We start from the raw sequence: 19,573 nt of genomic DNA, 5'->3' as shown, positions 1-19,573 counted from the left end.
TTACAGGGTTACGCCACGTTTCCAGATCGCTATCTCGTGACTGCCATTTTTCTCGTTGCAGGTTTTCTCGCCCGACGCAATATTCAGGCATTGCTGGTACAGCAGAGCAGCACAGTCATCAATACTGGTGCCCTGCAATATCTGGCCTGCATTAAAATCTATCCAGTGTGGCTTCTTATGAGCAATTTCACTGTTAGATGAGATTTTCACTGTGGGTACAGGAAAGCCGAGCGGGGTACCCCGTCCGGTGGTGAATAAAATGATGTGCGCGCCGCTGGCGGCGAGCGCAGTGGAACTTACCGCATCGTTGCCTGGTGCCTGAAGCAAATTGAGGCCTTTCTTTGACAAAGGCTCGCCATACTGCAATACACCGTTTACCGGTGCCTGTCCGCCTTTTTGCACGGCGCCCAGGGACTTTTCTTCCAGTGTGGTGAGTCCGCCGGCTTTATTACCCGGAGACGGGTTTTCATAAATAGGTTGGTTGTTATCAATAAAATACTGTTTAAAGTCGTTAACCAGTTCAACTATTTCGGAGAATACAGCCTGGCTGGTCGCACGGTTCATCAATAACTGTTCGGCACCGAACATTTCCGGGGTTTCAGTTTGCAGCACACTGCCGTTCTGTTTAACCATTAAATCAGTCATGCGACCCACCAGCGGGTTGGCGGTAATGCCACTAAACGCATCACTCCCGCCACACTTCACACCCAGTACCAACTCGCTGCCATCAATAGGTTCCCGGGTACACTTGCCAACATCAGCCAGCATTTCATGAATAAGGCGGATACCTTCCTCAATTTCGTCGCCAACCTGCTGGGAGTTAAAATACCGGATCTGTCCGGCAGGGCGGTCTACTTTCTCAAGCAGATTGGATAACTGGTTGTTTTCACAACCGAGCCCAACAATTAGCACCGCGCCCGCATTGGGGTGCGACGCCAATGAAGCAAGTATGGTTTGGGTATCGTGCAGATCATCGCCCAGCTGTGAGCAGCCAAACGGATGGGTGAATGAACGAAAACCATCGCATTCACCAAAGAAACGGCGATCGCACTCTGCGGCGATGCGCTCAGCAGTACGGTTTACACAGCCTACGGTATTGATGATCCAGACTTCGTTGCGGATCCCAACCTTACCATTTGCCCGGCGATAGCCCATAAAGCTGGCCTGAGATGGCTTGGTAACCGGTTGGCGCACAGCAACCGGCTCATACTGATAGTTTTCCTGACCACTTAATGCCGTTTTTAAATTATGGCTGTGAACATGATCACCACGTTTGATATCAGCCTGCGCAATGCCGATGGCAAAACCATATTTCACCACTTTTTCGCCGGCGGCAATGTCACTCAGGGCAACTTTATGGCCCGCGGGTGTATCGCTGGCAAGGGTCACCGACAATGCATCTACGATCGTGCCGGCAGACAGCGCCATGGTCGACACAGCTACGTTATCGTTTGGATGCACTTGTATAAGCTTGGTTTGATCGGCCATAAAATCTCTAAACGTTTATTCCAGTTGTTGATTAAATTACCACACTTTTAACATTAATGCCACCGGTGGCAAATTACGTTAAAGCAGATTTTCTTTATTTTTTATCTGCTATGGTTTGGTTGCTTTGCGTGTTGACTCACGAATAATAAGGTGTGGCTTAATAGTGTATTCTTCCACACCTTCAGCCGGCTTATTCTCTATCAGCGCGACAATCTTTTTCGCGGCAATACCTGCCATGGCAACCACCGGACGCTGCACTGTAGTGAGTGATGGGATCACCCGCGACGCCAGTAAGTTATCATCAAAGCCGGCAACCGATAACTCGCCGGGGACATCGATACCCAGTTCATGCGCCACTTTGAGTACACCAGCGGCCATTTCATCGTTATTGGCCACAATCACCTGCGGCCGCGGCGTTTGGATCAGTAATGCCCGGGCACACTCAATACCGCTCTCATAACTGTTTTTGCCTTCAATAATCCGTTCTGCAGGAATGTTTAAGCCCAGTTCCTGAAGTGTGTTAGTAATCCCTTCCAGACGCTCTACGGTAGAATAGTAATGGTTTGGACCACTAATAATCGCGATGTCCTTGTGCCCTAACGACACCAGGTAGCGCGCCATATCACTCAACGCCGCACGGTCGTCTGACACCACAATATTGGCTTTATCGTCGATATCCACCGACGTCAGCCTGACATAGTTAATGCCATGATTTTCCAGCGCTGTGGCCAGTTCGTTTGATTCCGACACCGGCGGCAGCACTATCACGCCGTCAATGTTTGAGCGTCGGACGAAGCCAACACAATTACTGATAAAATCATCACTGCGATAATTACAGGGATGAACAACCAGCTCGTAGCCTTTTTTCGAACAAACATCGAGTACACCACGTTGTACCTGGTCGATATAGAGTGCATCCGGGTTATCGTAAATCAAACCAATCAGATAAGAACGGCTGGCAGCCAGGCCCCGGGCCTGTTTATCCGGCGAAAAGCCCAGCTCATCCACCACCTGTTGAATTTTTTCCCGGGTAGCGGCGCCAACATTTGAGGCCCCATTGATAACCCGGGAGACGGTGCGCTTGGACACCCCGGCTATACGTGCCACATCATTGATGGTTGGCTTCTTATCCATGCAGAGTACTCTTTATTTTTGTTTTTTATTCATCAGTCTGAGTTTACCGTTAACCGGTTTGTTAGGCTACTCTCAGCACTTTCGGGTTATTCGTTGATTTCCAAACCAGCAGCCGGGGTTTTATACCCCGAACAGTGGTGCCGGTAATGCCTCACTAAACCAGGCCACATAGGTTATCAGCATCAGCACCACAAACATCGCAACATAGAGTGGCAGCAACGGCCGGATAATTTTATCCAGGCGTGTTTTGGCAATGGCACAGGTAATAAACAGCACAGCCCCAACAGGCGGTGAGCACAAACCAATCGACAGGTTTAATACAATCATAATACCAAACTGCAGCGGTGACATGCCCAGTTCCGCCGCCACCGGCAGGAATGTTGGCGTATTACAGCATACAAGACATTGCCGTAGAAGCACCGATAAGCAGCATGACAATAGCGGTAGTTTCGGCCGATTTCAGCAGTATATCCGGCAGTTGTTTGGGTTTTACTTCGCGGTAAACACCCACCGCCAGGATCAGTGAATAAACCACCGCGATGGCGCCGGCTTCAGTGGCGGTAAAGATACCACCCACAATTCCGCCAATAACCAGAAAGATTAAAAACAAGCTGGGTATTGCAGCGGCAACCTGCTGCACCACCAGTATCATTGGCAGGCGATCAGCCGTTGCATAACCTTTGCGCTTGGCATGAACAAAGCACACCATCATCAGCGCCAGCCCTACCATCACGCCTGGTAGATAACCGGCCATAAACAGCGCCGCGATAGATACACCGCCGCTGGCAATGGCATAAACAATCAGAATGTTACTGGGTGGGATCAGCATACCTGTAGTCGAGGCAGCAGCGGTAACCGCCGCGCTGAAGTTCTCGTCGTAACCCTGCTTTTTCATTTCCGGCAGCATAAAGCTACCAATGGCAGACGTAGTGGCCACGGCTGAGCCTGAAATAGCCCCAAACAGCATGCAGGACACAACGTTAACCAACGCCAGACCACCAGGCAGCGATCCTATCAGCGCCAGCGCGCAGTTTATAAGGCGCTTGGCTATACCACCACGCCCCATAATCATCCCGGATAATATAAAGAACGGAATGGCCAGCAAGGCAAAGCTGTCCAGTCCACCAGCCATTCGCTGAGCAATGGTAGTGACTGCCGGCGTAAAATCTATGCTCATCAACATGGCAGCCATGGTGGCAATCCCGATGCTGAATGAAATGGGTACGTTAAGGACCAGCAGTAAAAAGAAAGTGACTGCCAGCACCAGTGCGGTGTAATCCATTATAGCGCTCCTTCTTCGTCGGCCAGCCACAGGTTATGGATATTAATTAGCCCGTAGCAAATGAGCAGGATCCCGGACAGCGGCAACACCACATACACATACCCCATCCGAATACCCAGGGCTGCGGAGATTTGCTCCAGTTCCAGCGTTAGTGATACCAACTGGCTGCCGCCAAATAACAGGGTGGCAGCACAAAAAATGATAACCAGCAATTCAACCAGAGTGAGTATGTACTTACGAACATGCTCAGACTGTTTCTTTACAACCAGATTAAAACCCAGATGGACTTTTTGCCGGTAGGCAAATGCTGCACCGAGCAGGCCAATACAAATCAGCAGAAAACGGGATAATTCTTCGGTTACTGAAGCCGGATCCTGCATGATGTAACGGGAGATAACCTGCCAAACCACGGTCAGCAAAATGAGCGCCATTGCCAGCATCAGGGTGCCGGCCACGAGTTGATCAATGAGTCGTATAACCTTGCGCATACTACATGGCCTTAATTTGAGAAATGAGATCGCCGACGGGAGTGCCGCGCAGACTATCGTGAAAGGGTTTTACCGCTTCAACGAAAGGCTTTTTATCCGGATAGATCACTTCCACACCATCAGCTTTGACCTTTGCCAGTGAATCAAGCGTAGATTCCTGCCAGGCCTGGCGCTGAAAAATTACTGAGTCCTGCATAGCCTTATCCACCCATTCCTGTTGCTGGTCGGTGAGGTTTTCCATACCCGCAATGACATCAGCATCACGTCGGGCACTGACGTGTGCTCATCCAGCGAGTAGTAACGGGCAATTTCATAATGACGAGACAGGTAGTAACTGGGCGGGTTGTTTTTTGCGCCATCCACCACGCCTTGTTGTAACGCAGTGTAGAGCTCGCCCCAGGCTACCGGCGTAGCAGCACCGCCCAGCTCACGAACAGTACGTACTGCAGTAGGGCTGTTAAGTACTCGAATTTTCATACCGGCTAAGTCAGCCGGTGTTCTGACCGGCTTGTTATTGGTGTAAAAACTGCGACTGCCAGCGTCATAATAGGCCAGACCTTTAAGTCTGAATGGCTCAACACCAGCCAGCAGCCCTTGCCCGACCTCGCTGTTAAGCACTTTCCAGAAATGGTCGTTGTCGCGAAAAATGTAGGGAATACTGAAGATGTTCATGGAAGCCAAACTGGCGACTCTTGAAGCATCACCTAAGCAAAAGTGTTAACCGGAAAGCACAGCGTCTGAGGTTATTTCAGGCGCTTATCCGGATCGTTTTCAGACTTATCAGTATACTCACCCTCGATAGTATCGCCATCATCGTGAGCCGAAGGGCGGCTGCTGTACTGATAAGTTGACTGCTGCGAAGCATTAAACGTACGCACCGTAAGATGACTGGCCGCTCTGCTGGCAATAAATTTGCGGGAAAATGGCAGCGCAAAAGCAAAACCGACGATATCGGTAATAAAACCCGGAGTAACTAACAGTACGCCGGCAATCACCAGCAACATACCTTCCATCATTTCTTTGCCCGGCACCTGATTCTGCGCCAGTTTCGCTTGTGCGGTCTGTAATGTTGAGATGCCTTCCTGACGAACCAGATAAGCTCCCACAAAAGCGGTGACTACGATTAGCCCAACCGTATTCCAGCCACCGATTAAGTCACCCACCTGCAGCAACAGCGAAATTTCAGCGATTGGCATGACAATGAAAAGTAATAATAAAAAGCGCAAAGTACGTTTCCTGTTGCATTCTTAAGTTTCAGTTAATTAAGATGGGGCACAATTATATAAACCCAAGTCATCGTATCGTAAGTTTATCGCGTACTAACGATGATTGACTTGTCATAGACCCGATTTGCTCGGTAAAGTGCCGGCAAGTCGGACAAGTTGAATAATAATTGGGATAAACCCGGTCCTATGAAAACTATGACAGACCTTTGCATCGTATATTGCACTACGGATTCGCGGCAAAACGCAGAAACCATTGCCAATCAGTTGCTGGAGCAAAATCTTGCTGCTTGCGTGCAGATAATGCCGGGGATGACCTCGGTTTATCGCTGGGATAATCAGGTGACGCAGGAACAGGAATACCAGATCCTCATTAAAACCCACCAGCACAAGATTGCACAAGCAGAGCAACTGGTGAAAGCACTTCACAACTACGACGTGCCGCAGTGGGTTGCCGTGCCGGCTTGTGCAGCGAGCGAGGCTTATAACTCCTGGGTAGAACAGGAATTAAACATTAATAAGAGGAAGTAATTCGGTGAATCAGTCCCGGCTAGCAGTAATCACCCTGACATTTTTTGCCCTGTTATTCACAACGGTGGCTTCGGCCCAGTTAAGTAACAATAACATGGACGATCTGTTCAGTGACGAACCGTCATTTCTCCCGGTAGAAGAAGCCTTTGTTTTTGACTTTTCACAAAAAGGCGACTCCCTGGTAGTACGCTTTGATATCGCAGACGGCTATTACCTGTACAAAAAGCAATTTAAGGTGTCGACCAAAAATGCCACACTGGGCGAACCGGCCTTCCCCCCGGCTGAACAGATTGAAGATGAATTCTTTGGCATTTCCGACGTGTTTTATAACACGGTGTCGTTCAGTTACCCCATTACCGAAACCGTGCAGGATGGCGTGGTTAAACTGCGCTACCAGGGCTGCGCCAGCGCCGGATTATGCTATCCACCCACCACCAAAGTGATTTACCTCAACGAAATTCAGGGTGCCAGCGTCACCGGTGAGTTAAGCGGTGGCGAAAAGCAAGCCTCTCAGAGCTCTGAGCAAACAGTCAGCGAGCAATACGATCTGGCTAACCTGCTGCAATCCGATGAAAACCTGCCTCTTACTCTGCTGCTGTTTTTAGCGCTGGGGATAGGACTGGCGTTTACGCCCTGTGTGTTCCCCATGTATCCCATCGTGTCGGGCATCGTTATTGGCCAGGGCAAAGACATTAAAATGTCCCGCGCGTTCACGCTCGCGTTTGTGTATGTGCAGGGCATGGCCATCATGTACTCATTGCTGGGCCTGGTGGTTGCCTCTGCCGGCGTGCAGTTTCAGGCATCGCTCCAGAGTCCGTATATCCTCGGCACCTTTATTGTGGTTTTTGTAGCGTTGGCCGCCGCCATGTTTGGTGCTTACGAGATTCAGTTACCCAGTAAGTGGCAGGAAAAAGTCAGTGGCATGAGCAACGCTCAGCAACGTGGCAGTCTTGTGGGTGTATTTGTAATGGGGATTTTGTCTGGCTTAATCGCCTCACCCTGCACGACTGCGCCACTCACCGGTGTGCTGATATTTATCGCTCAGAGCGGCGACATGACACTGGGCTTCCTTGCTCTTTACGCGCTGAGTCTGGGGATGGGAATTCCGCTGATTATCTTTGCCATGACCGGCGGTAAGTTACTGCCCAAAGCCGGTAACTGGATGAACATTATTAAAACCACCTTTGGCTTTATGTTACTGGCCGTCGCAATTGTGTTTGTTGAACGACTGTGGAATTCAGACTACAGCATGCTGCTCTGGTCGGCGCTTGGTCTGGGGGCTTTCAGCTACTATCAGGTGGTTAATCAGCCAAGCGCTGCCACCTTTGCCAAAGGTGTGCGAACACTGATGATTTTCCTGGGCCTGTTTGTATCCGCGATGCTGGGCTATAACGCTTTGTTTGGCCAAAGCAGTGGGCATTATGAAGCCACCGGAACATCCGCCGGAGTAACCTCCCAGACAACTTCTCATCCAACCTTTATGGTAGTGAAAAACCTTGAGGATTTTGAACAAAAGCTTGCCGCCGCCAACGCAGAGGGTAAGTCGGTTATGGTTGATCTCTACGCGGACTGGTGTGTGGCCTGTAAAGAGTTTGAAAAATACACCTTCGTTGATCCGGCGGTGATTGATGCACTGAGTAACACGGTGTGGATGCAGATTGACTTAACCGACAATACGCCCACCAACCTGGCTTTTCAGGATGCCTTTGACGTGTTGGGCTTACCCACCATTTTACTGTTCGACGAAGCAGGCAATGAACTTACCAAAGCCCGGGTAACCGGCTTTATGAAAGCAGAGCCTTTTGCGCAACATGTAACAAACGCATTAAACAAAAATCAATGAGTTAACATTCAAATTTATGTTTAAGCAAACTCAAAAACAAACTATTTACTTTAATCTATATCAAAAAAAACGATTAATCATCAATTAGTTGCAACTACTCATAAAAGTAGTTGCAACACTTTCAATACTTCCCTACAGTAGCACCATATATGTACTACAATTCATAGCGTTAGCCTGTGGATTAGAGAAAGTCATGAATAAATATTTTGTTGTAGGGATAGCAACAGTCGTTGCTCTGATTCTCGCTCATTTTGTTTCCGGCGTAGTTGGAGTGCTCATTCTTGCCGCGGCGGTATTCGCATACGAGTATCTGGCGCCAGCCTCACCAGCAAGTAGTGATAATGCACCACAAACCGCGTCATCTGCGCCAGCTACCACCGCAAGTCCGCTTGCGGCAGAGCCCGCACTAAACAGTGTTGCACAAACATCAACGGAAGTGCTGGCCGATTGTGAGTCGAGCCTGGCCAATATCATTTCCACCCACAACGACGCAGTGGATACGCTTAGCACCAGCTTTATTGGCCTGCGTGGCCTGGTGGATCAGCAAAGCAATACCATTTTGCAGTTAATCAAAGCCGACGACGAAAGCGATGAATTGTACAGCGATCGAATGCGCAGTTTTGCAGAGCGAACCGGCGTAACCCTTGACCGCTTTATCCAGAGTACCGTGGATATGTCGGCCGGGATCATGGAAATCCTCGAGCAAATTACCGCCATTAACGACACCGTACCGTCGGTTATTCAGGCGCTGAAAGATATCGACAGTATTGCAGCACAAACTAATTTGCTGGCGCTGAACGCGGCTATTGAGGCTGCCCGGGCAGGAGAACATGGCCGTGGTTTTGCCGTAGTGGCAGATGAAGTACGCAGCTTATCCAATCGCTCCGCTCAGTTTAGCGAATCGATTCAGACCCAGATTAACAGTATCAATAACAAAATATCCTCGCTGAGCGACCGAATCGGTGTACTCGCTGCCTATGATGTGAGTTATGTTATTGAAGCCAAAAAAGATATTAACCAGGCGCTGGAAGGGATAATTGTTAAGGCCGAACATGATCAAAATATCACGTCGGGCCTCCATGACCTGTCGATTCAGTTAAACTCGGCGCTGGATAATGCCACTCGCAGTCTGCAATTCGGCGACATTAACCGTCAGTATATTGAATACACCATTGGCACCGTTACCCTGCTGAATATGAACCTTGCCGATCTGATGAACGATGCTCACCGCCAGGCGTTTTTAAACGACCCGGAACAGTTTAAGCAAAAAGTGAAATCAGAGTGGGCGGCACTGCATAACCCCGTATCATCTTCTTCTGTGGAAGCAGGTGAGATTGAATTGTTTTAACGGAGCATTAATGAATTCAACAATTTCAGTCCCGGAACGCTTTGACTTTAGTTTTCATAAGTCTTTTACCGAGCAATACAACCAGATTCTGGAAAATAAAAAAGGCGGTCTGATTACACTGGACTTTTCAAAAGTACTTTATCTCGATAGTGCGGCACTTGGCATGGTGGTATTGCTCAAGAAGCGCGCTAAAGCCAATGGCTGTGATGTCGAAATCGCCAGCGCTAAAGGCACCGCTCTGGAAGTCCTCGAAATTGCCAACTTTGATAAAATGGTTACGATCCGCAAAGGGTAAATACCGTTATGAACTCACAAGAAACCCCCAAACCAACAGAATCGGTACTGGTTGTCGACGATGATCCAATATTTTGTGAGTTGTTAGTTTCCGATTTAATGCTCAGGGGCGTAAAGATCTTTTCAGCCTTTGCAATTGAGGATGCCCGTGAGGTCATTAAGAAACACCACTTTGACGTGGTGATTCTGGATAATCACCTGCCGGATGGGCAGGGCACAGACTTGCTACCCGATTTGCAGCAAATGGAACTGCCGCCCTATGTGATGATGGTATCCGCAGACGACCAGCTTAATAGTATCAGTAATAGCTTTAGTCAGGGCGTGCACGACTACATCGTTAAGCCTGTTAGCGTTGAATTGTTATGGGAAAAGATCCGTAACCTGTTGACGTTCAAACGAACCAGCCTGGACCTAGCTAATAAATATCAACTGTTACAGCAGTTACTCAGTGAAAAAGCGCAGGAAGAAAGCCTGGCCCAGCACGTTTATCAGAACATGGCCAACAGTCAGTGTGACTTGCCGGATTTTGCCGCTGTGCGTAGCCGGCCCATGACAAATTTCAGTGGCGACACTATTTTTTCACCACCGAATCCCTCTGGCAAGATTCAGCTTATTCTGGCAGATGCTATGGGCCATGGCCTGGCAGCAGCGATTTGTATTATCCCCATCGTCACAACCGCTAAAGCCATGGCGAATAAAGGTAAAACTATCGATGAGATTTTTCACGAGATCAATCGCAAGCTGTATACCGAGATCCCGGACGATCGCTTTGTCGCACTATTAGGCATTGAAATTTGCCCTTACTCCTCTACGGTAACTATTGTAAATGCAGGTTTGCCGGACGTCTTGTGCTGTTGTAAGCAAGGTGAGGTAAAGCGATTCCGTTCGAAAGCCATGCCGCTGGGCATAATGGAGCCTGGCGAGTTCAGTATTCAACCTGAACAAATTCCGCTGGAAGAAATTCAGCAACTGGCACTTTACACCGACGGCATTATTGAACAAACCAACCCGGCCGGTGAAGCCTATTCATCAGCCAGATTAATCTCACAAGCCGAGCAACTGGCGGGAAATGACGAAAGCCTGATCCACATTATGGATGATTGCCTGCAGTTTGCTGAGGGCAATGCCATTGAAGATGACATTACCCTGTGCGTGATTAATGGCGAAGCACTGCGCAGTCAGCTACAAACCCGCACCGAAGAAGAGCCGGTGAGTTTTGGTGAGATAGATTATCAGTTTTGCATTCGTGGCAAAGTCATCGCCAGTCTTGATGTGCTTAATCAGGCTATGAATATCATGCAAAATTCAGGGTTGCCCAGAGATCTGTGCCAAAAAGCGTTTACCGTGCTGGCCGAACTTATCAATAACGCCCTTGATCATGGCATCCTCCATTTAGACTCTAACCTCAAAAATGACTTTGAAGGATTTGCTACCTACCTGGCATTGCGTGAAGAGCGTTTGAGCAGCCTGACAAATAATGATCAGTTAACCATACAAATTTACACAAATTCGACTACGTTTATAAAGATATCAGTGGAAGACTCCGGTTCGGGTTTTGCGCTGCCTGACAGTTCCGCCGACCAGCAAGGTCTTAGTGGGCGGGGCCTGGGGCTTGTTCAAGCCATGAGTCAGTCAGTTGAGCGAAATGCCAGAGGCAATCGAACTACTATTTCCATAGCAAGGAATTAATACAGTTATGAGCAAGAAAATACTAATCGTTGACGACTCTATGTCAATCCGTCAAATGGTAGAGGTTACCCTGCGTGGAGCCGGCTACAATGTAGATTCAGCCGAAGACGGTCAGGCGGCACTGGATAAGTGTCAAACCACCCGTTATGACTTCGTGCTTACCGATCAGAATATGCCGCGTATGGATGGTATTACCCTGATCAAGTCCCTGCGAGGCATGATGAGCTACCGCACGGTGCCCATTGTGGTATTAACCACCGAAGCCGGCGATACCCTGAAAAGTCAGGGCAAAGCGGCCGGTGCCACAGGATGGATGGTAAAACCGTTTGATCCGTCAAAGTTACTGGCCATTGCTAAAAAACTGCTTGGTTAGTCGCACATGTCTGTTGATATGAACCAATTCCACACCGTGTTTTTTGAAGAGAGCCAGGAGCATCTTCAGACCATGGAGGAATTGCTGTTAAACATTTCTACAGACGACCCCGACGCGGAAGAGCTCAACAGTATATTTCGCGCCGCACACTCTATTAAAGGTGGCAGTGGCATCTTTGGCTTTGACGCCTTAACCGGCCTCACCCATGTGATGGAAACCATCCTGGACAAGGCCCGTAACCATGAGCTGGATTTAACCACCGACATTGTTGATGTGTTGCTGGCTACTACTGATACCCTCGGCGATATTCTGCAGGCATACCAGGACGAAAGTGAAATCAACTGGCAGCAGATAGAAGAAGGAAAAGCAGCGCTCGAAAGCGTTTTGTCTGCAGAAGGCGATGAAAGCACAAACGCAGAATTGCCCCCTGCAGCGGACACTACAGAAGACGATGACAGCTTCGGTTTCTTTGATGACGCACCCGGTCAGCCCGAAGCCGAAATGGCCGAAGAAGACGATGACGGCTTTGGCTTCTTTGACGACGCACCCGGTCAGCCTCAACAAGCCACAGACAGTGATGAGGAGGACGACGGTTTCGGCTTTTTCGACGATGCGCCAGGCCAACCAGAAGCAGAGGCAGCCGCAGCAGAAACCGGGCATGACGACAACGACGGCAGCTTTGGATTTTTCACCGAGCCCAAACCCGCTCAGCCAATTAAAGACGAAGACGCCTATGGTTTCTTCGAGCAGGAGAAATCCTCAGCAACACCAGCGGCTAAAGCGCCGGCAAAAGCAGCTAAATCACCGGCAAAACCGCCAGCCAAAGCTGCTACAAAGAACGATGCCGGCTCCATAAGGGTCGAGACCACAAAAATAGATACGGTGGTAAACCTGGTCGGCGAAATGGTGATTACTCAGTCCATTTTGTCGATGATCGGCGAAGATGTAGAAGGCAATACCGGCGAAAAACTGAATGGCGCCATTGGCGAATTGTCGCGCAACATTCGCGAAATTCAGGAAGCTGTCATGTCGATGCGAATGATCCCGGTGTCGTTTGTCTTTAACCGCTTTCCAAGACTGGTTAGGGATTTAGCGAAAACCCTGGATAAAAAAATTGACCTGATTATTGAAGGCGGCGAGACCGAGGTCGATAAGAGTATGATCGAGAAGCTCGCCGACCCGCTCACTCATTTGGTACGCAATAGTCTGGATCACGGCATAGAGCCGCTGGAGAAACGCCTGGCAGCAGGTAAACCAGAAACCGGCACGGTAGTGCTTAAAGCAGAGCAACGGGGCGGCAATATTCTGATTAGCATTCAGGATGATGGTGGCGGCCTGAATCGGGATAAGATTCTGGAAAAAGCCCTGTCTAACGGCCTCGATGTAGATCCTAAAATGCCAGATGAAGAAGTCTGGCAGTTGATTTTTGCGCCGGGCTTTTCCACTGCCGATGCGGTCACCGATGTGTCAGGCCGTGGTGTTGGCATGGATGTAGTGCGTAAAAATATTGAAGCGATTCAAGGCGGTATCGACATCGTATCGGTTGCCGGACAAGGCTCTACCTTTACCATAAAATTACCGCTTACGCTGGCGATTATTGATGGTATGTGTGTATCTGTGGGCAGTGAAACGTACATTATCCCGCTGCTGAATATCATTGAGTCGTTGCAACCGAAGCCAGAGCAAATTAAAACCCTGGCTAACGACACTATGTTATGGAGCCGCGATCAGTACTGGCCGCTCATATCATTGCGCGAGCAAATGCAAATAGACGAACCGGGTAAGCCAATTGAGAACTCAATTATTGTGCTGGTTGAGATCGGTAAGAAGCGCTACGGCATTATTGTCGATCAGTTGCTAGGCAAACAACAGGTGGTAATTAAGAGCCTGGAACGCCATTACAAGAAAGTAGAAGGCATATCCGGTGCAACCATCATGGGCGACGGCAAAGTGGCCATGATTATCGATGTTGACAACCTGATGAAAAATGAACAAATCAATCAAGTGGGGTTAGCCTGATGAATACCGTATCATCTCAGGACGCTGCCATCGCAGCAACTGGTGGTGCAAGCAAGGAATATCTGACATTCATGTTGGGTGAAGAGCAATACGGCCTGGCCATTATTCAGGTTAAGGAAATTCGTGGCTACGAACCGGTGACGAAAATTGCCAATGCCCCTGACTTTATCAAAGGCGTTATTAACCTGCGCGGCGATATTGTGCCTATCATCGATCTCCGCGTGAAGTTTAATGTCAGTGAAGCCACTTATAACGAATTTACCATTGTCATCATGCTTAACGTGCAGGACCGCATTGTAGGCATTGTGGTAGACAGCGTGTCAGACGTTATCAATGTCACCGAAGACGAAATTCACCCGCCTCCGGAGTTCGGCGTCGCTTTCGACAGCCGCTACCTGGACGGCCTGGCCAGCGTGGATGACGGACTTGTCATTCTGGTCAACATAGAACGACTGATTACCAGCAGGGAAATCGGCATTTTTGACAGCATGAATCAGCAAAACGAGGGCTCAGTATGAACTTGCGTAACCTTTTTGGGGGCCAGCCAGAACCACAAACGCCGGCATATTATGAAATTGCACTCAATGCCATTTCATCGGGTGTCATGGTGGCCGACAAAGATCGAAATATCATTTATGCAAACCCGGCGGTTTATAACCTGCTTAAAAGATATGAAGCTGATATTCGCACTGTGCTGCCACACTTCTCTGCTGACAACTTAGTGGGGCAGAACATTGACCAGTTCCACAAAGATCCAGGCCACCAACGCCGCATCCTGGCTGACTTACGGGCACCAATGTCCTCATCGATTGTAGTTGGCGATGTCAACTTTGATCTGAAGCTTACGCCGCTGCTCGACGCTCAGGGTAATCCCAACGGGGCGATGGTGGAGTGGGTAGATAAAACCGAATATAACCTCACATCTAATAAGCTCGGCGCGCTGGACAGAAGTCAGGGTGTTATTGAGTTTCGTCCCAACGGCGAAATTCTCACGGCCAATGAGAACTTCCTGAACCTGATGGGTTATGACGAGCGCGAAATCGTAGGTAAACACCACCGGATATTCGTCGATAAAGACTACGCAAACTCACCTGAATATAAAGAGCTGTGGGCAAAATTAAACCGTGGCGAATATGAGGCAGGGGAATTCTTGCGTTTCAACAGCCGCGGTGAAGAAGTCTGGATTCAGGCATCCTACAATCCAGTACTCACCAGTAATGGTAAGGTTACACGAGTAGTAAAATACGCCACTGATATTACCGAAGAAAAACGCAAAAACGCCTATTTCTCTGGCCAGATTAAAGCGATTAATCAGTCCCAGGCAGTTATTGAATTTGATCCAACCGGTAAAATCCTCGAAGCCAACGACAACTTCCTTAATGCAATGGGTTACACCCTGGGCGAAATACAAGGCAAGCATCACAGCATGTTTGTTGATCCTTCGTTTCGTTCCAGCAACGAGTACCGCTTGTTCTGGGAACAGCTGGCAGATGGTCAGTTCCAAACGGGTGAATACCACCGCATTGGCAATGGCGGAAAGGACGTTTGGATCCAGGCCACTTACAGCCCCATCATTGATGACAACGGTAAAGTATTCAGGGTGGTAAAATACGCCACAGACATCACTGGCCGAAAAATGGCTGTTAATGATATCTGTGAAGTTATGCTCGCGCTTTCCAAAGGTAGTCTCACCAGCCGCCTTGAACGCGAATATGAAGGTGAATTTGAACAGCTGGCGCAGTCGGTTAACGATTTTGTCGCCAATCTGTCGAGCATTATTCATGAGATTCGCTCAGGCTCTGAGACCATTAATAACGCCTCGGCCGAAATTGCCAAAGGGAATGCTGACCTGTCTTCCCGTACCGAGCAACAGGCATCCAGCCTCGAAGAAACCGCCTCCAGTATGGAAGAGATCACCAGTACCGTGCAGCTTAATGCCGACAACGCCAAACAGGCTAATGGTCTGGCTTCAGAGGCATCGCGGGTGGCCATCTCCGGTGGCAAACTCATTGAGCAGGTAGTTGGCACCATGGCAGACATTAACCAGTCAGCCAAGAAAATTGAGGATATCATCGGCGTTATCGATGGTATTGCCTTCCAGACCAACATACTGGCACTCAACGCGGCAGTTGAAGCAGCGCGTGCTGGCGAACAAGGTCGTGGTTTTGCCGTCGTGGCCTCAGAAGTGCGCACGCTGGCACAGCGCTCGGCTAATGCGGCGAAGGACATTAAAGGTCTGATTTCTGACTCAGTAACGAAAGTGGAAAGCGGTAATGAGCTGGTTAATCAGTCTGGTGCAACCATGAGTGAAATCGTCACCGCAATTCAGCGCGTTAACGACATTATGTCAGAGATTGCCTCGGCCTCCGCCGAACAAGCCAGCGGTATCGACGAAATTAATAAAGCCGTGGTGCAGATGGACGAGATGACACAGCAGAATGCTGCCCTGGTTGAAGAAGCTGCCGCTGCAGCCGAAAGCATGAGCTCTCAGGCCTCGCAGTTAATCTCACGGGTCAATTTCTTTGAGTTGGGCCAGGAAACCAAACTGGAAAGTGCGCCGGTTATTCGTTCTGCGCCGCAACCACAAAGCAAACCCAAAATATCGGCGAAAACCATGGCAACCCGTTCTCAGCAACTCAGCGCCGCAAAGCCCGATGATGATGATGAATGGGAGAGCTTTTAAAGCCTGAAGAGCACTGACATGGATAAACCCTTTGCGTTTAGCCTTAGGGAGTTTAATGCGGTTCGCCAGAAGATCCGCGCGCTCACCGGCATTAATCTGGCAGACAGTAAAGACAATATGGTTTACAGCCGCCTTGCGCGGCGGCTGCGCGCTCTGAATCTTGATACATTCCAGGCCTATTTAAGGTATCTGGATGATCACCAGGCGGAAACCGAACACTTTATTAATGCTTTAACCACGAACCTGACTTCCTTTTTTCGTGAGGCACATCATTTTGAGCAGCTAAAAGGATTTTTACTGACTCATCCGGAGCCGTTACGGATCTGGTGTACCGCGAGCAGCAGCGGTGAAGAGCCTTATTCGATTGCAATGACCTGTGCAGAAGCCAGGGGGTCTCTGACCAATAACGTCAAAATATACGCCTCCGACATTGATAGCAGAATGCTGGAGCGGGCACAGGCTGGCATTTACCCCATCGACCAGGTTGAAAAACTCAGTCCCATTCGACGCAAACAGTTTTTTCATCGCGGTGTGGGTGCCAATGCAGGCAAGGCAAGAGTGGTCCCTGAATTACGCAAGAGTATCCATTTCTTTCAACAGAACCTGTTGGATACCAACTATGCCATGGAACCAGGACTGGATATTGTGTTTTGTCGCAACGTAATGATTTATTTCGACAAACCAACCCAGGAAATCATTCTGAAACGAATTCTGAGATTAATGAAAACAGACAGTTGGTATATCGCCGGACATTCTGAAAACTTCTCTCACCTGAGCCAGTATATGCGACCCATGGGGAAAACCATTTATCAGGTTAACCGGGGGAACTTATGACGCCATTGCCGGGGAAAACTATCCCTAACCGGTATTTTGACCGCCACTTCGACAGTGACGCGGTAAAAATCCTGCCGGGTGAATACTACGCCACCAAGGACCCAACCATCATCGTAACCGTACTCGGTTCCTGTGTATCGGTATGCCTGCGCGACCCGATCACCAAAATTGGCGGTATGAATCACTTTTTACTGCCTAACGATGAGTTTGTCACCACCGGTGAGATGAATACCTCGGCACGCTATGGCACCTACGCCATGGAATTGCTTATCAACGAGTTGCTTAAAATGGGGGCCGACAGAAACCGCCTCGAAGCCAAAGTATTTGGCGGTGGCAACGTTTTACAAGGTCTTACTGTACACAACATTGGTGAGCGTAACAGCGAGTTTGTGCTCGACTACCTTAAACTGGAAAATATTCCGGTGCTGGCCCGTGATTTACTGGGCCCCTACCCACGAAAGGTTTATTTTTTCCCCGACACCGGGGAAGTAAAGGTGCGGAAAATTAAAATTATGCACAATACCACCATCCTTGATCGCGAAAGTGAATACCGCATGCGTATCAAAGATACGCCGATTAGCGGTGAAATTGATTTTTTTGAGTAGCTTGCTATGACAATTTCTGTATTGGTTGTCGATGATTCGGCTTTGATCCGCTCATTGATGACACAAATTATTGCCAATCATCCCGACCTCAATCTGGTGGGCACGGCACCGGATGCTTATGTCGCCAAGGACATGGTAAAGCGTTTCAGTCCCGACGTTATTACGCTGGATATTGAAATGCCCAAGGTCGACGGCCTGACTTTTTTAGATCGCCTGATGAAAGCCAAGCCGACCCCGGTAGTGATGATTTCAACCCTGACCGAAAAAGGCGCAGATGCCACTATGCTGGCACTGGAGCTAGGGGCAGTAGATTTTATTCCCAAGCCAAAAATCGATGTTCAGGCCAAATTCCTGGCTTTTCAGCAACTGGTTACCGACAAAATAATTGCAGCCGCCGGAGCCCGGGTCAAAAAACGGGTCGCCAACGAACCGGTTAACAAAACCCAGTTAACGTATTCCGGCACTGAGCTGATTGTCGGTATCGGTGCCAGCACCGGCGGTACCGAAGCCATTAAAGATTTGCTGATCAGGCTACCGGCATCCTTTCCGGCCGTGGTAATGACCCAGCATATGCCGCCGGGCTTTACCACGTCATTTGCCAAACGCCTTAACGGGCAATGCGCGCTGACGGTTAAAGAGGCACAGCATAATGAACGACTGTTGCCCGGTCATGTTTACCTGGCCCCCGGTGACCAGCATTTGAGCGTTATTAAATACGGCGCCGATTACCGCACCCAACTCAGTGACGAGGGCCGGGTTAGCGGCCATAAACCCTCTGTGGATGTCTTATTTGATAGTCTGGCAGAGCACGTGGGACACAATGCCTTTGGTGTAATCCTCACAGGTATGGGCCGTGATGGCGCCCAGGGAATGCGCGCAATGCATGATAAAGGCGCTACAACCTTTGCGCAGGATGAAGCCACCTGCGTTGTGTATGGTATGCCCAAAGAAGCCGTTAAACGCGGTGGCGTAGACAAATCTTTACGAATCCCGGAGATTGCCAAACAGCTAACAGAAGCCATTCGCAGTAAAGCCAGGGGCAACCGCCTGTAACCTTACCCTCCTGCAGCCGCAATATTTATTCGAGCCTATCACAATATCGAGAAGTTGCGGCTAAATCCCCTGATAAGACCAGTATTTTGCTGCGATATCTTAATTATTAACTATAATTGTCGATTAAGCTTATTTTAATATTAATTCAACGTGGTTTTTGTGTTAAATAATCACGAACTTATGTATAACTGGTGTTTATGCCGAACTTAGCCGCAAGATAACTACAAGATTAATGAAAATACTTCTACTGAACGGCCCTAACCTTAATATGTTAGGCAAACGTGAGCCAGAAAAATATGGCCACGCTACACTCAAGGACATCGTCGAGGGTCTGTCAAAACAGGCCAAAGACATGCATATAGAGTTAGAACATTTGCAGTCCAACTCGGAAGCAGTGCTTATCGATCGTATTCACGCTGCCATGGGTCATGTTGATGGCATTATTATCAACCCCGCGGCCTTTACGCATACCAGCGTAGCATTGCGGGATGCGTTGTTGAGTGTCTCCATCCCGTTTATTGAAGTGCATTTGTCGAACGTTCATGCCCGTGAAGCATTTCGACATCATTCCTATTTTTCCGATATCGCTGCTGGCGTAATAGTAGGCTTTGGCGCTAAAGGCTACTCGCTCGCCCTGGACGCAGCAGCAGATATTTTTACCCACTAATTGATAAGACAAACAGAGA

At 49.0% G+C, this 19,573-nt stretch carries 17 protein-coding genes and 2 pseudogenes; 13 read left to right on the top strand and 6 right to left on the bottom strand.

What is annotated here, in order from left to right; genetic code table 11:
* The 6 genes and pseudogenes from C6Y40_RS02125 to C6Y40_RS02100 form a co-directional block, all read right to left on the bottom strand.
* A complete protein-coding gene (locus C6Y40_RS02125; protein ID WP_105933114.1) occupies positions 1-1,488 on the bottom strand; it encodes a UxaA family hydrolase in 1,488 nt (495 codons plus the stop codon).
* A 108-nt stretch (positions 1,489-1,596) separates the two neighbouring features.
* On the bottom strand, positions 1,597-2,622 hold the full coding sequence (locus C6Y40_RS02120) for a LacI family DNA-binding transcriptional regulator (RefSeq protein ID WP_105933113.1): 1,026 nt from the start codon (positions 2,620-2,622) through the stop codon (positions 1,597-1,599).
* Between the two features lie 120 nt (positions 2,623-2,742).
* Positions 2,743-3,904: pseudogene (locus C6Y40_RS02115) on the bottom strand (TRAP transporter large permease).
* Positions 3,904-4,392, bottom strand: a complete 489-nt coding sequence (locus C6Y40_RS02110) for a TRAP transporter small permease (RefSeq protein WP_105933112.1) — start codon at positions 4,390-4,392, stop codon at positions 3,904-3,906. The pseudogene C6Y40_RS02115 and the gene C6Y40_RS02110 overlap by 1 nt, the downstream one beginning before the upstream one ends.
* Before the next feature lies 1 nt (position 4,393).
* A pseudogene (locus C6Y40_RS02105) lies at positions 4,394-5,064 on the bottom strand (TRAP transporter substrate-binding protein); the annotation flags it as partial.
* Between the two features lie 71 nt (positions 5,065-5,135).
* The gene (locus C6Y40_RS02100; RefSeq protein ID WP_105933111.1) at positions 5,136-5,618 is read right to left on the bottom strand and encodes an FxsA family protein; all 483 of its coding nucleotides are present in this window, start codon (positions 5,616-5,618) and stop codon (positions 5,136-5,138) included.
* A 186-nt stretch (positions 5,619-5,804) separates the two neighbouring features.
* On the opposite strand from C6Y40_RS02100, the gene cutA reads away from it, so the two are divergent.
* The 13 genes from cutA to aroQ all read left to right on the top strand — a co-directional run bounded on the left by cutA (position 5,805) and on the right by aroQ (position 19,554).
* A complete protein-coding gene (gene cutA / locus C6Y40_RS02095; RefSeq protein ID WP_105933110.1) occupies positions 5,805-6,146 on the top strand; it encodes a divalent-cation tolerance protein CutA in 342 nt (113 codons plus the stop codon).
* Positions 6,147-6,150: 4 nt separating this feature from the next.
* Positions 6,151-7,989: a protein-disulfide reductase DsbD gene (locus C6Y40_RS02090; protein ID WP_105933109.1), complete on the top strand. Its 1,839-nt coding sequence runs from the start codon at positions 6,151-6,153 to the stop codon at positions 7,987-7,989.
* A 193-nt stretch (positions 7,990-8,182) separates the two neighbouring features.
* Positions 8,183-9,337, top strand: coding sequence for a methyl-accepting chemotaxis protein (locus C6Y40_RS02085; protein WP_105933108.1), 1,155 nt, complete (start codon positions 8,183-8,185; stop codon positions 9,335-9,337).
* 10 nt (positions 9,338-9,347) lie between these two features.
* Positions 9,348-9,632, top strand: a complete 285-nt coding sequence (locus C6Y40_RS02080; protein ID WP_105933107.1) for an STAS domain-containing protein — start codon at positions 9,348-9,350, stop codon at positions 9,630-9,632.
* 8 nt (positions 9,633-9,640) lie between these two features.
* Entirely contained in the window at positions 9,641-11,320 is a 1,680-nt protein-coding gene (locus tag C6Y40_RS02075; RefSeq protein WP_105933106.1) for an ATP-binding SpoIIE family protein phosphatase, read from the top strand.
* Positions 11,321-11,327: 7 nt separating this feature from the next.
* Positions 11,328-11,693 (top strand): response regulator, encoded by a 366-nt coding sequence (locus tag C6Y40_RS02070; RefSeq protein WP_105933105.1) that lies wholly within the window; start codon positions 11,328-11,330, stop codon positions 11,691-11,693.
* Between the two features lie 6 nt (positions 11,694-11,699).
* Entirely contained in the window at positions 11,700-13,712 is a 2,013-nt protein-coding gene (locus C6Y40_RS02065) for a chemotaxis protein CheA (RefSeq protein ID WP_105933104.1), read from the top strand.
* Complete coding sequence (locus tag C6Y40_RS02060; RefSeq protein ID WP_105933103.1) at positions 13,712-14,230, top strand: chemotaxis protein CheW; 519 nt, start codon at positions 13,712-13,714, stop codon at positions 14,228-14,230. The genes C6Y40_RS02065 and C6Y40_RS02060 overlap by 1 nt, the downstream gene beginning before the upstream one ends.
* Complete coding sequence (locus C6Y40_RS02055; RefSeq protein ID WP_105933102.1) at positions 14,227-16,395, top strand: methyl-accepting chemotaxis protein; 2,169 nt, start codon at positions 14,227-14,229, stop codon at positions 16,393-16,395. Before C6Y40_RS02060 ends, C6Y40_RS02055 begins: the two co-directional genes overlap by 4 nt.
* An 18-nt stretch (positions 16,396-16,413) precedes the next feature.
* Entirely contained in the window at positions 16,414-17,229 is an 816-nt protein-coding gene (locus C6Y40_RS02050) for a CheR family methyltransferase (protein WP_105933101.1), read from the top strand.
* Positions 17,226-17,834 carry a chemoreceptor glutamine deamidase CheD gene (gene cheD, locus C6Y40_RS02045; RefSeq protein WP_105933100.1) on the top strand — a complete coding sequence of 203 codons (609 nt, stop codon included), beginning with the start codon at positions 17,226-17,228 and terminating at the stop codon, positions 17,832-17,834. The genes C6Y40_RS02050 and cheD overlap by 4 nt, the downstream gene beginning before the upstream one ends.
* Positions 17,835-17,840: 6 nt before the next feature.
* The gene (locus C6Y40_RS02040) at positions 17,841-18,887 is read left to right on the top strand and encodes a protein-glutamate methylesterase/protein-glutamine glutaminase (RefSeq protein ID WP_105933099.1); all 1,047 of its coding nucleotides are present in this window, start codon (positions 17,841-17,843) and stop codon (positions 18,885-18,887) included.
* A gap of 232 nt (positions 18,888-19,119) precedes the next feature.
* A complete protein-coding gene (gene aroQ, locus C6Y40_RS02035; protein ID WP_105933098.1) occupies positions 19,120-19,554 on the top strand; it encodes a type II 3-dehydroquinate dehydratase in 435 nt (144 codons plus the stop codon).
* The last annotated feature ends 19 nt before the right edge of the window (positions 19,555-19,573 follow it).

The organism is Marisediminitalea alba (assembly GCF_002993365.1).
Taxonomy (GTDB): Bacteria; Pseudomonadota; Gammaproteobacteria; order Enterobacterales; family Alteromonadaceae; genus Alteromonas; species Alteromonas alba.
The sequence above is the reverse complement of the archived record's forward strand: the minus strand, read 5'-3'. Positions and strand labels throughout refer to the sequence as shown.

What these genes read in the sequence shown, in the direction of transcription:
- C6Y40_RS02125 (WP_105933114.1), bottom strand. Translation starts at nt 1,488, where the DNA reads ATGGCCGATCAAACCAAGCTTATACAAGTGCATCCAAACGATAACGTA.
- C6Y40_RS02120 (WP_105933113.1), bottom strand. Translation starts at nt 2,622, where the DNA reads ATGGATAAGAAGCCAACCATCAATGATGTGGCACGTATAGCCGGGGTG.
- C6Y40_RS02110 (WP_105933112.1), bottom strand. Translation starts at nt 4,392, where the DNA reads ATGCGCAAGGTTATACGACTCATTGATCAACTCGTGGCCGGCACCCTG.
- cutA (WP_105933110.1), top strand. Translation starts at nt 5,805, where the DNA reads ATGAAAACTATGACAGACCTTTGCATCGTATATTGCACTACGGATTCG.
- C6Y40_RS02085 (WP_105933108.1), top strand. Translation starts at nt 8,183, where the DNA reads ATGAATAAATATTTTGTTGTAGGGATAGCAACAGTCGTTGCTCTGATT.
- C6Y40_RS02080 (WP_105933107.1), top strand. Translation starts at nt 9,348, where the DNA reads ATGAATTCAACAATTTCAGTCCCGGAACGCTTTGACTTTAGTTTTCAT.
- C6Y40_RS02075 (WP_105933106.1), top strand. Translation starts at nt 9,641, where the DNA reads ATGAACTCACAAGAAACCCCCAAACCAACAGAATCGGTACTGGTTGTC.
- C6Y40_RS02070 (WP_105933105.1), top strand. Translation starts at nt 11,328, where the DNA reads ATGAGCAAGAAAATACTAATCGTTGACGACTCTATGTCAATCCGTCAA.
- C6Y40_RS02065 (WP_105933104.1), top strand. Translation starts at nt 11,700, where the DNA reads ATGTCTGTTGATATGAACCAATTCCACACCGTGTTTTTTGAAGAGAGC.
- C6Y40_RS02060 (WP_105933103.1), top strand. Translation starts at nt 13,712, where the DNA reads ATGAATACCGTATCATCTCAGGACGCTGCCATCGCAGCAACTGGTGGT.
- C6Y40_RS02055 (WP_105933102.1), top strand. Translation starts at nt 14,227, where the DNA reads ATGAACTTGCGTAACCTTTTTGGGGGCCAGCCAGAACCACAAACGCCG.
- C6Y40_RS02050 (WP_105933101.1), top strand. Translation starts at nt 16,414, where the DNA reads ATGGATAAACCCTTTGCGTTTAGCCTTAGGGAGTTTAATGCGGTTCGC.
- cheD (WP_105933100.1), top strand. Translation starts at nt 17,226, where the DNA reads ATGACGCCATTGCCGGGGAAAACTATCCCTAACCGGTATTTTGACCGC.
- C6Y40_RS02040 (WP_105933099.1), top strand. Translation starts at nt 17,841, where the DNA reads ATGACAATTTCTGTATTGGTTGTCGATGATTCGGCTTTGATCCGCTCA.
- aroQ (WP_105933098.1), top strand. Translation starts at nt 19,120, where the DNA reads ATGAAAATACTTCTACTGAACGGCCCTAACCTTAATATGTTAGGCAAA.